The organism is Brevibacillus sp. 1238 (genome assembly GCF_029892995.1).
Lineage (GTDB): Bacteria > Bacillota > Bacilli > Brevibacillales > Brevibacillaceae > Brevibacillus > Brevibacillus parabrevis.
This window is the reverse complement of sequence record NZ_JARXWC010000007.1, coordinates 170202-185449: the sequence shown is the minus strand read 5'-3', so window position 1 is coordinate 185449 and position 15248 is coordinate 170202. Positions and strand designations below refer to the sequence as shown.

Genomic DNA, 15248 nt, shown 5'->3' with positions numbered 1-15248 from the left:
GTGGAATGGCTAGTTTCGCTCCTGCACGCGACATTTTCCTGGGTTTCGCTCAACTCCCTGCAAGCAAGCTTTCTGGTGCTGGTGATTTTGCTGTTCAAGCTGATTTTGGGCGGATATTTGCCTGCCCGCTTTCACTATGGCGTCTGGTTTCTGCTGATCATCAAGCTGGCTGTTCCTTTGTCTCTCGCAAGTCCGCTCAGTCTCTTTAATTGGCTGCCAGCTGCCTTTTCCACACCCGTGCCCTATCCGTCCTCCCGAGCTGGAACCGCTGCTTTGCAAGTCGATGTTCCTCTTCAGCCGCCGCATTTTGTCGCGCATCCAGATACATATACATCCATGCCGGAAGAGGCACGTTTCTTTTGGTTCGGCCCGCTCTCTTTTTTGTGGCTGCTCGGGGTCATTGTTTTTGCTGTTGCGACAGCCTGGTCAGCCCGCAGCTTTTCGGCACGCAAATTGGACATGCAGCCAGTGCAAGACGTTGCGATTTTACAACTGTATGCGAGTTGCAAAAAGCAGCTAGATATCGCCGCTTCTATTCCGTTGTCGATCAGTAGCGCCGTGACAAGTCCTGCCTTGCTGGGGATTTGGCGGCCGCGGATTCTTTTGCCCGCGCTGTTTTTGGAAAAGCTCGATGCAGACGAATTGCGCCATATTTTCTTGCACGAGCTTTGTCACTACAAACGGCATGACATCGCTGTGAACGGCCTGGCACACGCGCTGCTGATTCTAAACTGGTTCAATCCGCTGATGTGGTACGCCGTTTTCCGCATGAGGCAAGATCAGGAGGTTGCTTGCGACGCCATGACCCTTGCTTGTTTGCGCGAATCGGAAGTGACAGCGTACGGCTACACCATGGTCAAAGCGCTGGAATTGTATGCGAACCCACAGCAAAGCGCCCTGACCGCCGGGTTTGCCAGTTCAAAAAAATACATCAAAAGGAGAATCCACATGATCCGTCGATTTCAAAGGACCACGTATACATGGGCCGCTTTCAGCATAAGCGCCATTATCGCTTTGGGCGCATTCACTTTGACAGGCGCCCAGGAAACATGGGGCAAAGAGCCGCTGTTCCACCTGCCTGTCGCGGGTGAGGTTGTAAGTGGCGGCGAGCAGTACGCCATTTCCATCATGAATAAAGAGGGCACTCCTGTCAAAGCGTCTGCCGCCGGAACTGTAATCAAAGCCGCTTATGATGCAAAATCGGGGAATCACGTTGTCGTTGCGCATGAAGACGGCTACCAAACCGTTTACGCGCATCTGGAAAAGCTGGAGGTCGAGCAAGGCGCACTCGTCGCCCAAGACCAGCTTATCGGGTTGCTGGGAAGCACAGGCCGCAGCACGGGGCCGCATCTTCTTTTCCAGATGACCAAAGATGGAGCGCCTGTTGATCCGTTGAAGTATTTGCCGCAACAAGCTGCTAACTGATAAAACATACGATGGAAGGCTCCGCCACGGTGTTGTGTGCGAAGCCTTTTTTCCTTTTAGGGCGGCGTTTTGCAGTTTGTGTCATCGGTACTTTAGGCGGGGCGAGGAAAGAGACGAATCGCTGTAGCTTCTTGGGATACCCTCTGTGGGCCTAGACTGCACGGTTCCGGGGAAAAAGCGAAACCGCGTCAAAAGCAGCGGACTCAGAGAAGCGGGGGCACGTTGACGCTTAAAACCGTGTTTCGCTTTTTCCTCGGAACCTCGGTCGGTATCCCAAAGAGCTTTCGCGGATTTCGTCTCTTTCCTCGTCAGGGGTTGGTTGTGGTCGGCGGGAGTTTCAAGGAAAAATGCCAATGCCAAAAAGCTTGCTCGGGCTGACGCTTTGTAGTTTGCTTCATCGGTACTTTAGGCGTGGCGAGGAAAGAGACGAATCGCTGTAGCTTCTTGGGATACCCCCTGTGGGTCTAGACTGCACGGCTCCGGGGAAAAAGCGAAACCGCGTCAAAAGCAGCGGACTCAGGGAAGCGGACGCACGTTGACGCTTAAAATCGTGTTTCGCTTTTTCCTCGGAACCTCGGTCGGTATCCCAAAGAGCTTTCGCGGATTTCGTCTCTTTCCTCGTCAGGGGCTGGTTGTGGTCGGCGCGGGTTTCAAAGGAAATGCCAATGCCAAAAAGCTTGTTTGAGCTGACGCTTTGTAGTCTGCGTGATCGGGGATTTCAAAAAAACACAGAAACATGAGCAAGAGTCTTCTTGAAGACGGTCGCTTCATACAACCCGTTCATGAAAAAACTTGTTCAATTTCTGCTCTGGATTTTCCCCCCTGATCAACCATCCAAAAGCGATGTCCGACCAAAGCCACACGTTGGCCGAGGAAACAGGAGAAACAAGCGAAAGGGCTTTGAGACTCCTTCCGAGGCGCAGGCGAAAAAGGAAAACACGCCTTTAAGCGGCAACGTGCGTCCGCTTCCTCGATCTCGCTGCTTTTGACGCGGTTTTCCTTTTTCGCCGGAGACGGGCAGTCCACGCTTCCCCGCGAGAGGCCCACGTCCCTGCCGCGGTTTCTCCTGTTTCCTCTCTCCACTACAGCTCCGCTCAACACCCGCACTAAAAATTTCCACCCCAGATCAATCTTTCAAAAAACCACGATCCGCCCAAAGCCTAACAGTCATCAATCCCAATCCCGCCAGCCAAAATACCGCCTGGCCAACTCTTTAAATCTAGCTTCGTCAACGCTCTCCTTCGTCACACGCCCATCGACCCACTCAGTAAACGTGGCATTCGTCAAAGTGATGTTTCCCGTAGGCGTCAACTGCGTAAGCAATGGGCTTTTGTTGAAAGGAGACTCCGCGTGATCAGCGATAATCGTCTGAATCTCGTCGCATTCGAATAGCCCGGCAATCGGCCTTTCGGGGTCGAAAGCATACCCGATTCTCCACTCCGTATCCTTGTGCTTCAACTTCATCTCCAGCACATGGCTCCCATACTCGCTGTCCGTTCTGCCTACACGAAACTCTCCATTAGCAGAAGTCACCGTCTCGCCGCTCAGCGGAACAGGCTTCAGCGGCAAGTTCCCGCCAAACCCCGTATCCACTAAATACTGCCGCCCTTGATGACGGAGCACAATCGTCAGATGCGTGCGGCCAATCGTTAAAAAGGCTCGTTCCGCAGGCTTATACACGACCCCTCTGGTCAAAACGGCATCAAAGCCGTTTTCCAGCAAAAAGAAATACAAAAGCGAGTTAAGCTCGTAGCACAGCCCGCCTTCCCGCTCCACCAATATTTTGCTCATCACATTTTCTTTGGTGATCGCTTTCGTTTGTTGCTCGATGACGCGCATATTTTCAAAAGGGATAGCCAGCGCTGCTTTTTTCCAGAACCAAGTCCAGCTTTTCAAAAGGAATCGTCTCAGTTTCTGGAATGCCAATTCGTTGCCGAAACAAAGTATCGAACTCACCCATTTTGTCGCCCTCCTATATGCCAGCTATATGCCCAGCAGTTTCAGCTTGCGGTACAGCGTGCGGATTCCGATTCCCAGCTCTTCCGCTACTTTCTGCTTTCCTTTCAGATCGGTTCCGTGCTTTTGCAAAGCAGCGCGGATCGCGTCCGCTTGCACATCAGCGACGCGCGCCTTGATCGCAGTCGTCGCAGCAGAGTAGCCAGTGACCAACCGACTGCGCAGCCGGGGCGGCAAGCTGCCTGGCGTGATGACGGAATCGCTCTCCATGTTCATCGCATATTCGATCGCGTTTTCCAGCTCTCTGACATTTCCCGGCCAGTCATACGCCTTGAGCACAGCCAACGTATCGGGGGAAAAGCCGAAAAAGCTGCGCCCCGTTTTCGTCACGCATTTTTGCAAAAAGGCATTCGCCAGCGGCTCGATATCCTCCCGCCTTTCAGCAAGCGGCGGAACGTGGAGCGGAATGACGTTCAGCCGATAGTAAAGATCGGCGCGAAATGCCTTGTTCGCCACCAGCTCCTCCAAATTCTGATTCGTGGCCGCGATGACGCGAACGTTGATCGGAAATGCTCTCGTTCCACCGACACGCTCCACCACCATTTCCTGCAATACGCGCAGCAGCTTCGCTTGCAAAGACAGCGGCATATCGCCAATCTCGTCGAGAAACAGCGTCCCGCCATCTGCCAACTCGAATCGTCCCGGCTTGCCGCCTTTTTTGGCCCCTGTAAAAGCTCCGTCCTCATAGCCAAACAGTTCGCTTTCAAACAAGCTCTCGGGAATGCTCGCACAGTTGATCGCTACAAACGGATAAAACGCCCTGTTGCCGGAATCATGGATCGCTTTTGCTAGATGCCCTTTTCCCGTTCCTGTTTCACCCGTGATCAGCACCGTAGAGCTGCTGTCCTTGATCTTCCTTGCGATGTCCTTGACCTCGCGAATCGCCTCGCTGCTGCCAACCAGATGATCCAAGCCCTCATCTCTCAGAGACAGTGAACGTCGCTGCCCCGCTTGCGGCAGCGCAGTCGCAGGAGACTCCCGCGGGACACGCAAAACCCCGCCGATCAGTTGATTGTCGACAACGATTGGCGTCGCCTCCGCCGAAGCATCGAGCTTGTCGACAAGACAGTTGGCGACTGGCAAATAGTGCGCCGCCATGCCTGACAAGGACGGTAGAAACATCCGCGAGATGTCGGCGGGAAGCAGCTCGTTTTGAGCCAAAAGCGTACGGGCGCTGGTGTTAGTATGGATGATATTGCCGCTGCGGTCAAAAGTCAGGTACGCGTCGTTCAGCGTATCAAGCGCCCCTTCCAGCAAAAGCTTTTCTTCATCGGCAGAGCTGGTTTGGGTAGCCGAATGAGTCTGGACGATCGTCGTAATCAACTCGCTTATTTCCAGCAAAATTTGCTGGTATTTCTCTGTATGCTTGGACAGGCGATGCTGCCCTTCTTTTGTAAAAGACGTGAGGGAAACAATCCCAATCGCCTGATCCGCAATCTTGATCGACGAGAGCAGCTCGACCTTTGCCGGACAACTGTCAAGAAAACGGCAGCCCTCGCACATTTCCATAAAACCCGGTTTGTCTACGAGAAACTGGCCTTTTGACAAGATGAACTGCAGCGAAGGGATATGCACATGGTTGCCCTTCTGTTTCAGATAGCGCTCTGTGCTGACCACCAGCAAACCACGTTCGTTGATGACGGCTGCATCGACGTTTAAAATGTCCGAAATGCCAGTGATCACTTTTTCGATAGCCGGCTTGTAGCGTTCCAGCGAAAGCATGCGCATCCCCCTTTGTTTCCTCTTCCTTTTAGTTTATTAAAAATTCAGATACCTTACAATCAAATTGCCTTTTGCCGTGTCAAAAATGGCAAATCGTTTGTCAATCGTGGCAAACAATACGTGTCTGCGCTTCTGGCGAAGAACGGCATAATCGCCATTTCTGGCATCAGAACTCGGAAAATCGTTGCCAAAAAAATATTGGCACAGAGCTTGCAACATGTAAGATCACAAAAGCAAAAGAAATGAAACAGCCAGGGAGGATCGATCAACCTTGCCAAACGTTAACGATATTTTTCAACTGGATGGAAAAATTGCCTTGGTCACAGGCGGCGCTTCCGGCATCGGCCTTGCCACTGCAAAGCGTCTCGCTCAATTCGGCGTCAAGGTCATGCTGCTCGACATCAATCAGGAGCTTGGAGAAAAAGCCGCAGGCGAGATTAACGAGTCTGGCGGGTTCGCCCAGTTTTTTATGTGCAACGTCGTTTCCCAAGCTGATTGTCAGCGAGTGGCCGAGTCGGTGGAGCAAGCTTTTGGCCGCATCGATATTTTGTTCAACAACGCTGGCGTCATCCGGCGCAAAACGGTCGTCGAGCTGGCGGAAGACGAGTGGGATCTCGTCATCGATGTATCGCTCAAAGGGGCGTACAACCTGTCCAAGTTCGTCATTCCAATCATGGCGAAAAACGGCGGCGGCAGCATTATCAACACAGGCTCCGGCTGGGGCATCAAAGGCGGCGACAAGGCAGCAGCCTACTGCGCAGCCAAAGCAGGCATCGTCAACCTGACAAGGGCGATGGCAATCGATCACGGCCCGGAGAACATTCGCGTCAACTGCGTTTCGCCTGGCGATACGGACACGCCACTGCTGCGGGAAGAAGCTCGCCAGCTGAATAAGGAAGAAGGGGCTTTCCTCGTCTCCTCCGCGCAGGGCCGACCTTTGGAGCGTCTTGGCACGCCAAAAGATATCGCCAACGCCGTCCTGTTTTTTGCCAGTGACCTCTCGACTTGGGTGACAGGCTCCGTGCTGGTCGTAGATGGCGGCGGGCTGGCCTAGAAGCGGCTTTCCGTTCTTACATTCTTACATGACAGAAAAGTATGAAAAAATGGAGGGACACATACATGAGCGCCAAACCTTTTGCACATCCGTACATCCCGAACTCAGCGCCCGCTGTCAAAGAGCAGATGCTGAAGGAAATCGGGCTAGGCAGCATTGAGGAGATTTTTGCTGACATTCCGCAGGAGCTGCGCCTGAAAGAAAAAATGAACATTCCCCCTGCTTTGACCGAATACGAGCTGGAGCGACACGTCAACCAGCTCATGAACAAAAACATTACGACGAAAGAATACATCAGCTTTCTCGGGGCTGGCTGCTGGCCTCACTTCATTCCGGCTGTGTGCGACGAAATCAACTCGCGCGCCGAGTTTCTGACCGCTTATGCAGGTGAGCCATACGAGGACAAAGGACGCTTTCAAGCCCTGTTTGAATACCAGAGCCTGGTTGCCGAGCTGGTCGACATGGATGTCGTCAACGTCCCGACCTTTGACTGGGCGCAGGCTGCTTCTACTGCGCTGCGCATGGCGGCGCGCATTACGAAGCGCACCGAGCTGTTGCTCCCGAAAAACATCCATCCCGACAAGCTGCTGATCATCCGAAACTACACCTCCCCTGATCTGACGCTTACACTGGTGGACTTCACGGAAGATACCGGAGCTATCGATCTGGCAGACTTGCAGGCGAAGCTTGGCCCTAACACTGCCGCTGTCTATTTTGAAAATCCGTCCTTCCTCGGCTCGCTGGAAACGAACGGGCAATTGATTGCAGACCTCGCCCACGCTGCCGGGGCATTGTGTGTCGTCGGTGTCGATCCAAGCTCGCTCGGTGTCATGGAAGCGCCCGCCAACTACGGAGCGGATATCGTGTGCGGCGATTTGCAACCACTCGGTGTCCACATGCATTACGGCGGCGGTCAATCCGGGTTTATCGCGACGCACGACGATCCAACCTTCGTCATGGAATACCCTTCCCGCCTGTTTGGCATCGCGCCGACAGAAGTCGAAGGCGAGTATGGCTTCGGCGATGTGGCGTACGACCGCACCTCTTTTGCCAAACGGGAAAAAGGCAAAGAGTCTGTCGGTACGCAAACCGCCCTGTGGGGAATTACCGCAGGCGTGTATTTGGCGACCATGGGGCCGGACGGCATGGAAGAGCTTGGACAGGGCATCATGCAACGCTCCCAGTACGCCGCGAAGCAGCTCGCCTCCTTGCCTGGCGTCGAGCTGAAGTTTTCCGGTCCGTTTTTCAAAGAATTTGTCATCGACTTTTCGCAAACAGGCAAAACGGTCAAGGAGATCAACGCGGCTCTGCTCTCTCGCGGCATTTTCGGCGGCGTCGACCTGACCGCACACGATCTGCAGCTTGAGCAATGCGCCCTTTTCTGCGTGACAGAAGTCCATTCCAAGGAAGAGATCGACGCGCTCGCTACTGCGCTTGCAAGCATTGTGTAAACAGGAAAAGGAGGAGAACAACGATGAAAACATCCGAAGGAACGATCGGGAAAATGAAGCGGATTCCCCGCGATCACAAAGTCAGACGCTTCCACCAGGCCAAGTGGGATGAGCCTGTCATTTTTGAACTGAGCCAGCCCGGCGAGCGAGGAGTCGAGGTTCCCCGCGTCGAGCAGGAGATTGTCGCATCTGTCGGAGACGGTGTGTCTCAGCTTCCAGACAGTCTGCGCCGCAAAAAGCGCCCCAATCTCCCGCAAATCAGCCAGTTCCGTGTGATTCGCCACTATTCCCGCCTGTCGCAGGAGGTGCTCGGCGCGGACTTTAACGTCGAGATCGGCCAAGGCACATGCACGATGAAATACTCGCCGAAAATCAACGAGCGCTTCGCCCGCTCGCCCAAAATGGCGGAGCTGCACCCGCTGCAAGACGAGTCCACCGTTCAGGGCATGCTGGAAATCACCTACAAGCTCGACCTGTTTTTGCGCGAAGTATCCGGCATGGACAAATTCTCCTTCCAGCCGGGCAGCGGCACGCAGGCACTACTTACGCAAGCCTCTATCGTCCGCAAATACCACGAATCCCGCGGCGAAGGCGAGCTGCGCAACGAGTTTTTGACAACGCACTTTTCGCACCCTTCGCAAGCCGCAACCGCCGCAGTCAAAGGCTTCAAAATCATTTACGTGCCTGCCGACGAAAACGGCTACCCTGATCTGGAGGCGCTGAAAGGGCTTGTGTCGGAACGGACGGCTGCTTTTGCCGTAGCCAATCCGGAAGACACTGGCATCTACAACTCCCGCATCAAGGAATTTACCGACGTGGTTCACGCCGCAGGAGGGCTTTGCTGCTACGACCAGGCAAACGCCAACGGTTTGCTCGGCATTACCCGCGCCTTGGAAGCTGGCTTCGACATGTGCTTCTTCAACCTGCACAAAACCTTTTCCATCCCCCATGCCTGCGGCGGCCCTGCGACTGGAGCCATCGGCGTGACGGAAAAGCTGGAGGAGTTCCTGCCGGGTCCGCTCGTCGACTTCGACGGAGAGCGTTATTACTACAAGCGAGAATTGAAAAACAGCATCGGCAAAGTCCGCAGCTTCTACGGCGTGCCGCCGGCTGTCCTGCGCGCCTACGCCTGGATTCGGGCGCTCGGAGCGGAAGGGCTGGAAGAAGCAGCGAAAATCGCCTGCCTCAACAACAATTACTTGTACCACAAAATTTTGCAGATTCGCGGCGCCAGTGCCCCGTATATCAAGGGCCGCCGGCTGGAACAGGTTCGCTACAGCTGGCAGAAGCTCACCGAAGACACGGGCGTCACGACTTACGATGTCCAGCGGCGCATGGCCGACTTCGCCCACCATTACTGGACCAGCCATCACCCTTATATCGTGCCGGAGCCGTTCACGCTGGAACCGACCGAGTCGTATTCCAAAGCCGAGCTGGACGAATACATCGCAGCCTTGACCCACATCTCCCAGGAAGCATACGAAAATCCGGAAATCGTCCAAACCGCCCCCCACAACAGCACAGGCCACCGCGTCATCGAATCGGTGCTGGACGATCCCGAACAGTGGGCGATTACATGGAGAGCCTATTTGAAAAAAACGGATAAGGAATAGGGCGTTCTGCGCCCTGATTTCTTCATGGTGTTCCAGCAGTACCCTTAGCTCGTATTGTTTTGTTAGACAAAACAACCAGTGTGATTCCACGAAAGGAACCACACTGGTTGTTTCTTACCCAAGGTTTTTTCTGTATGTATCCTTGTATCTTTTTTCATACTCACATATAACGGATAGTTGCTTTGTATGAAACGATTCAGCAATTCCGTATTGAATAAGGCAAGAAAAATACTCTCTACATAATGCAAACAACTTATCTATCCATTCTTTCTCTGGCAATTCAGCCTGTACAATCGTATTTCCGTCTTTTACAGCTGTTAACAACAGTTTGTTTTCACCCGTTTGTCTCAGACCGATTGTAATTACGCCAAGACCGTAAATGTCTTCGCTAATTGTTTTTTTGGCACTCAAGTAGTAATCCTCAACCACGGCAATCAATTGCGTTAGCAGCCTGACATCACAAAAACGGAAATCAGATACTGACTTGCCTTGATACGTGATCAAAAGTGCCTCTAAAAAATTGCTATCGCTTGGATCTATGGCTCTCTGAATTCCACTTTTGTTCTGAATAGAGAAAAAGGAAGTGTTTGCTTCTCTTTCGATAAAGCGAAAATCGATGTCATCTGAAGGTAAAGCAATATGTAACCTCATATCAACCATACGAATGGGAACTCCTTATCTCGTTACGTTTTTTCCTTATACTCCGCTTTACCCACCGCTCCCCTGCCCGCCAATCGCAACCACGCTCCAGTTCGCATTGACAGTCGCCTTGACCACTTTTCGCTCCAGCAAGTACGTCGCCAGCAGTTCCGCGATCTCGATCGCCAACTCGCGAACGACTGGCTTGTGCTGGAACATCGTGTAGTTGCCGCCCCCACCCGCACGGTAATGATTCATGACGACCTCGTACTCGGCAGCCATCTCAAGCGGCTCGTGCTCTTGCGTCAAAAATTCGATTCGCTGTCCCAGCGGCTTTGCGACATTGATCCGGTATTCGATGCCTTCCCACATGTCATAGTTGTAGTGCTGCGGCTTTGGCGCGAGAAAGCGCGGGCTGACGACGATTTCTCCCGTCTCGTCCAGATCAAAGTAGCCTGCCGTCTGCTCCAATGCATCCTTGATATCCTGTCCGGTCACACGCAATACTTTTAGCGTATTCGGATAAATGTAGTTGCTGACGATATCGCGCATGGTCACGTTTTCCGCAAATCCGGCTGCGGCATTGTCAAACAGCGCCGTACTCGAAATCGCCGCCCCTGACATCTCGATCTGCACCCGATTGATAAACTCGATGAACGGATGCTCCTGCAATCTCGCCGCCAGCGGATCAGTTATGCGCATATTGCCTTCAATTCGACCGATTGGCTGATCCAGCCATTGCTGCGTCTCTGCCTCGTAATCCGCTGCCAGCTCCAACAGGGACGCATCTGGCTGCACGCCCTCTGCCGACAGCAGACTGACCTGTTTTTGCCTAATCTCCCATCGCGACTCCTTTGCCCGCAAATTCAGGACGACTTTTCCCGCCATCCGTCCTTCGTGCCCCGGCTGCACGATCGCGACACCGTGAACAGTGGCAGCGAGCATCCGATGCTGATGTCCCGTCAGCAAAACATCGATGCCCTCGACAGATGCGCACAGCTCGTATCCTTGATTCTCCGTAGTGAGCGGTTCGGTCGGTTCCCCTGTCTCGGCATCCCGTTCCAACCCGCCGTGATAGGCGACCACAACAACGTCGACCGCTTCTTCTTCGCGCAAAAAGCGCACCCAGTAGCGGGCCGTTTCGACCGGATCGCGAAACTGAATGCCAGCAATATGCGCCGGATTTTCCCAATGCGGGATATAAGAAGTAGTCAGGCCGATTATGCCTATCGCAAGCCCGTTTGCGAAGCGCTTGACTGTGTACGCTCGGCCAAAAAAGGGCTTTCCGTCCGCATCGGTCAAATTCGCGCACAGCCAGGGGAAGCGGCTTTCGCTCATCGCCTTTTGCAAAAACGGCAACCCGTAATTAAACTCATGGTTTCCCGGTATAGCGGCATCATAGCCCAATTCGTTCAGGCAGAGAATCATCGGGTTCGGCTGCTCGTGGCTGATGCGGGCATGGTGATAGGCAAGCGGCGTACCTTGGATCAGGTCGCCACAGTCGATGACAAGCAACTGATCCGCCCGCTGTTTCTCTTCCCTGATTCGGGCTGCCAGTTTGGCCAATCCCAGCTCTTTTGGCTCATGATTGGCATAAGAATGCGGGAAAATGCTCCCGTGCAAATCACTCGTTTGCAAAATCGTCAAGGTGCATTCCTGATCAGGTGCCAGCATGTTGATTCACTCCGTTCTCTCTCGCGCTTCTTCCCCTATCATAGCGGATTCGCCTGCTGAAAAACCGCTTTTCACAAGAGCTTTACGGTAATTTGACAATCGTCCCAACCATGTTTGATCTGATCAAATTTGTTCATCCATGCCCTGCTCTTCAACCTTTTTGTCGCTCCGGTCAGGCGGGCGGTGCAAGCTTCTTTGCAGTCGCTGCTCAATGATTCGCGGCTGCTCCGTCTTCAACAAGTGGACGATGTAAAACAAGGTGCCTATAATAACGCAAAATCCAGAAAACAGCCGCCCTGTTCACAGACGACTGTTGTCTCATACCAGCTTGGTTAGATCACTTTTTTCACCGTGAAAAAGAACGGAATCAACACTTTCGATTGCGGGAACTCGAAGCCGAGCTGCCACGCGCCTACACCGCGCAGACGGTACTCGTAAACCAGCCTGTATTTTTCAGCGCGGCCGCGCACGTTTTCGAACCAGACAATGTGCTTCCTCCCATTTTCATCCCAGTACGTAAAATGCGGCTGCTGGTACTCGGCAGAAAACTGGATCGGCACCGAGTAGCGCATCGATAGCTGGACAGCATCGGCTACTCTCACAGGCTGCGCGCTCACGACGTTGTCTCCCTGCATCATCCAGTTGTAGCCGTAACGCGCGACTCCCAAAATGATTTTTTTCCGGTTCATCTGGGAAATGGCGTACTCGATCGTGCGGCGCACTTCCCCAATCGGGGCGACTGGGCCAGGCTCGCTTCCTGCTTCATGGTAGTCATACGTCATGAGAAAAACGAAGTCCACTGCCGCGCCGATCCCTTTGTAGTCGTAGCCTTTCAGCCACTCGACTTCATCGTTTGTCTTCGCAGGCAGCGCGACCGAAAGAAAGTAACCGTGCGGCTTCAACCGCTGCCGCAAAGCGCGCAGGAAGTTCGTATACAAATCGCGTTCCTGCGGGCGAACCAGCTCGAAGTCAATGTTTACGCCCGCGTAATTTTTCGTCCGCACCAGTGTGTAAATGTTGTCGATCAGACGTTGGGTCTGCTCGCGACTGTTCAGGATTTGCCGAACCAGCTCTGCATTGAAGCCCGTTGCCGTCAGATTGGTAATGACGGCCAGCGGCGCAACACGATGCCGTCTGCTGGCACGAATGACAGCCGCATCGTCCAGCTGGCTAAGGGCACCGCCAGGTAAAAGATGGTGCTCGAAAATGCCGTAATACGTGTTGTTCGCGGCTGAATTGACGATGATTTTCTCGTCATTTTCCGGTGTCGTCAGCAGCAAATAACTGAAGTTTTCCACTGGATACTTGGCTCTGGCTGGCAGTCTGAGCCTTTTGCCGGGAGTAAGCGCGTACGAAGTCAGTCCGTTCGCTTCCTGCAACGCCTTTGGAGTCACAAAACTCATCTGGGCGATGGCATACAGCGAATCGCCTGGCTGGACGATGTATGTTTTTGTCGGGATAACCAAATCCTGCCCGGGCACGAGCGTCGTTACTGTCAAACCGTTGGTCGATTGCAAGACCGCCATCGGAACCTCGAATTTCGCGGCGACAGAATAGAGAGAATCACCCGGTTTTACTGTGTAGATGAACATGTAGACGCTCCTTTTTGCCATTTCATACGATGTACATTTATATGAGGCAGGCGATAAAAAGGAGCTTGCACCCATTGCGATCCAACCGTAGCGGGATAAGCAGCACGCAAAAAAGTGCCCAGCCGGGAGCTTCCTTCCCAGCCAGACACTTTTCTCGATCAAGATGACGCCACACTGTCACTCGCCTGAAAAAACCGTTCCACCAGCTCTGGCGAAACATCTGCCAACGTGCGGTACGCATAACGCGGAGAGCGGTCCTTGTCGATGAGCACCGAGCGCACCCCTTCAAAAAAATCGGGATGGCGCATGAAGTTTTGCGCAAGCACGAGGTCAGTCGCAAAGCATTCTTCTCTCGTCTTGCCTTTTCCGTCAATCAGCTGCTTCAAGGTGACTTTCAGCGAGCTTGGTGATTTTGACAGCAAAGCCTCGATTGTTTCTCTCGCAAACTCGCTCTCTTCTGCTGCCAGGGACGCAACGATTTCCTCCAGCGTGGCAAAAGCAAAATGACGATCAATCTGCTCGCGCACTCCGGCAAGCCTCCCTGCCCCTGCCGGATTTTCTGCATAGGTAGCCACAAGCCTGTTCAACTCAGCCTCCGTTCCGTCTCCCGCCGCTGACCAATCCTTTCGCTCCAGCGCAAACAGAAACGATTCCAGCCGCTCACTCGCCATATACGCGTCTGCTGCCTGGCTGTACAATACATCGGGAGCCTGAATGATCGCGGCAGTCAAGGCGAGATACTTGCCGATTTGTCCTGGCGCTTGATTCAAAAAATAGGCGGCACCTACATCGGGGAAAAAGCCGATATTCATTTCCGGCATGGACCACTTCGTGCGTTCCGTCACAATGCGGTGGCTGGCACCGTAAGTCAACCCTACGCCTCCACCCATCACCACCCCGTCGAGGACGGCGACCACTGGCTTGGCGAACTCGTAAATCAACTGGTCCACCTGATATTCGTCCGCAAAAAAACGGACAGCTGTTTCCATGGCTTCTGCACTTGTATTCGCTTCGTACAGCGCTTTGATATCCCCGCCAGCGCAAAGCCCCTTCGACCCTTCGCCTTTTACAACCACCAGCCGAACCTGCTCATCACTCGCCCACTCTTGCAAACGTTGTCCAATCGCTGCAATCATCTCGTGCGTAAGCGAATTGATTGCCTTGGGGCGATTCAGCGTGATCGTCGCCAGACCGTGTTCGCCAACGGAAAACAGAACGTCTTGTGTCATCAAATCTCCTCCTGTCAGGAATGAGTAAACTGCGGCTGCCGCTTCTCGATAAAAGCCTGGATGCCTTCTTTGGCATCTGCGGTCGCGAACAGCTCGGCGAATTTCTCCCGCTCTTTCTCCAATCCTTCCGCCAAGCTTCCTTGACCGCTATGCGTAATGCACGCAAGCGCTCGCGTCACACTTGTCATGCTCTTCCCTTCGATGAGCGACTGGGCGACGATCGTCGCTGTAGGCAGCAGCTCTTCCAAAGGCACGACAGCCTGCACCAGATTGATGTTGGCCGCTTCCTCCGCCGTCAGCTGTTTGCTGCTCAAAATGAGCTGCGTCGCGAGCGCCGTACCGACCGCTTTGCTGAGCCGCTGTGTTCCGCCAAAAGCCGGAATCAAGCCCAGCTTCAACTCAGGCAAGCCTACAATCGCATTTTGCGCAGCGATCCGGTAGTGGCAGCCAAGCGCCAATTCCAGCCCGCCGCCCAGTGCAGGGCCATTGATTGCGGCAATGACAGGCTTTTGCATGTTTTCGACTTCATTGCACAAAGCCTGCCCGGCCGCGGCCAGAGCAAGCGCTTTTTCCGGATCGCCAAATGCCGAAACAAATTCCTTGATATCCGCCCCTGCTACAAAAAAGCGGCCCGCTCCCGTCAAGATGATGGCCTTCGTCTCTTCATCCTGGTCCAGCTCCCGAAAAAGGGCGCGCAGCTCATGAATGCACGCCGACGATAGCGTATTTGCTGGCGCGTGATTGATCTCCACCGTTGTGACTCCGGCGTCCTTTTTGACCTTGGCAAATGCGTACATATTCATCTTTCCTCCCTTCGTTCTGCACACTTCCCG

At 53.7% G+C, this 15248-nt stretch carries 10 protein-coding genes and 1 pseudogene; 4 read left to right on the top strand and 7 right to left on the bottom strand.

Going from position 1 to position 15248, the window contains the following annotated elements; translation table 11 throughout:
- Positions 1-1425 carry a M56 family metallopeptidase gene (locus tag M2298_RS17870; protein ID WP_173598963.1) on the top strand — a complete coding sequence of 475 codons (1425 nt, stop codon included), beginning with the start codon at positions 1-3 and terminating at the stop codon, positions 1423-1425.
- Between the two features lie 1170 nt (positions 1426-2595).
- Here M2298_RS17870 and M2298_RS17865 read toward each other — a convergent pair.
- Together M2298_RS17865 and M2298_RS17860 are read right to left on the bottom strand one after the other, a co-directional pair.
- A pseudogene (locus tag M2298_RS17865) lies at positions 2596-3385 on the bottom strand (arylamine N-acetyltransferase family protein).
- A gap of 23 nt (positions 3386-3408) precedes the next feature.
- The gene (locus M2298_RS17860; protein WP_173598962.1) at positions 3409-5163 is read right to left on the bottom strand and encodes a sigma-54 interaction domain-containing protein; all 1755 of its coding nucleotides are present in this window, start codon (positions 5161-5163) and stop codon (positions 3409-3411) included.
- Between the two features lie 271 nt (positions 5164-5434).
- Between M2298_RS17860 and M2298_RS17855 the strand changes: the two genes are divergently transcribed.
- From M2298_RS17855 to gcvPB, 3 genes are all read left to right on the top strand, one after another.
- A complete protein-coding gene (locus M2298_RS17855) occupies positions 5435-6217 on the top strand; it encodes an SDR family NAD(P)-dependent oxidoreductase (RefSeq protein WP_173597265.1) in 783 nt (260 codons plus the stop codon).
- A 65-nt stretch (positions 6218-6282) separates the two neighbouring features.
- A complete protein-coding gene (gene gcvPA / locus M2298_RS17850) occupies positions 6283-7668 on the top strand; it encodes an aminomethyl-transferring glycine dehydrogenase subunit GcvPA (RefSeq protein ID WP_280648814.1) in 1386 nt (461 codons plus the stop codon).
- A gap of 23 nt (positions 7669-7691) precedes the next feature.
- Positions 7692-9281 carry an aminomethyl-transferring glycine dehydrogenase subunit GcvPB gene (gene gcvPB, locus M2298_RS17845; RefSeq protein WP_122962348.1) on the top strand — a complete coding sequence of 530 codons (1590 nt, stop codon included), beginning with the start codon at positions 7692-7694 and terminating at the stop codon, positions 9279-9281.
- Positions 9282-9395: 114 nt separating this feature from the next.
- Here gcvPB and M2298_RS17840 read toward each other — a convergent pair whose 3' ends face one another.
- The 5 genes from M2298_RS17840 to M2298_RS17820 form a co-directional block, all read right to left on the bottom strand.
- Positions 9396-9941 carry a hypothetical protein gene (locus tag M2298_RS17840; protein ID WP_280648812.1) on the bottom strand — a complete coding sequence of 182 codons (546 nt, stop codon included), beginning with the start codon at positions 9939-9941 and terminating at the stop codon, positions 9396-9398.
- Between the two features lie 48 nt (positions 9942-9989).
- A complete protein-coding gene (locus tag M2298_RS17835; RefSeq protein WP_280648811.1) occupies positions 9990-11594 on the bottom strand; it encodes a bifunctional metallophosphatase/5'-nucleotidase in 1605 nt (534 codons plus the stop codon).
- Positions 11595-11926: 332 nt separating this feature from the next.
- Entirely contained in the window at positions 11927-13186 is a 1260-nt protein-coding gene (locus M2298_RS17830; protein WP_122962345.1) for a glycoside hydrolase family 18 protein, read from the bottom strand.
- Positions 13187-13344: 158 nt separating this feature from the next.
- Positions 13345-14415 carry an enoyl-CoA hydratase/isomerase family protein gene (locus M2298_RS17825; protein WP_280648810.1) on the bottom strand — a complete coding sequence of 357 codons (1071 nt, stop codon included), beginning with the start codon at positions 14413-14415 and terminating at the stop codon, positions 13345-13347.
- Between the two features lie 14 nt (positions 14416-14429).
- The gene (locus tag M2298_RS17820) at positions 14430-15218 is read right to left on the bottom strand and encodes an enoyl-CoA hydratase-related protein (RefSeq protein WP_280648809.1); all 789 of its coding nucleotides are present in this window, start codon (positions 15216-15218) and stop codon (positions 14430-14432) included.
- Between the last annotated feature and the right edge of the window lie 30 nt (positions 15219-15248).

Coding starts and splice junctions, on each gene's coding strand:
- M2298_RS17825 (WP_280648810.1), bottom strand. CDS start 14,415: ATGACACAAGACGTTCTGTTTTCCGTTGGCGAACACGGTCTGGCGACG.
- gcvPA (WP_280648814.1), top strand. CDS start 6,283: ATGAGCGCCAAACCTTTTGCACATCCGTACATCCCGAACTCAGCGCCC.
- M2298_RS17830 (WP_122962345.1), bottom strand. CDS start 13,186: ATGTTCATCTACACAGTAAAACCGGGTGATTCTCTCTATTCTGTCGCC.
- M2298_RS17835 (WP_280648811.1), bottom strand. CDS start 11,594: ATGCTGGCACCTGATCAGGAATGCACCTTGACGATTTTGCAAACGAGT.
- gcvPB (WP_122962348.1), top strand. CDS start 7,692: ATGAAAACATCCGAAGGAACGATCGGGAAAATGAAGCGGATTCCCCGC.
- M2298_RS17820 (WP_280648809.1), bottom strand. CDS start 15,218: ATGAATATGTACGCATTTGCCAAGGTCAAAAAGGACGCCGGAGTCACA.
- M2298_RS17860 (WP_173598962.1), bottom strand. CDS start 5,163: ATGCTTTCGCTGGAACGCTACAAGCCGGCTATCGAAAAAGTGATCACT.
- M2298_RS17840 (WP_280648812.1), bottom strand. CDS start 9,941: ATGGTTGATATGAGGTTACATATTGCTTTACCTTCAGATGACATCGAT.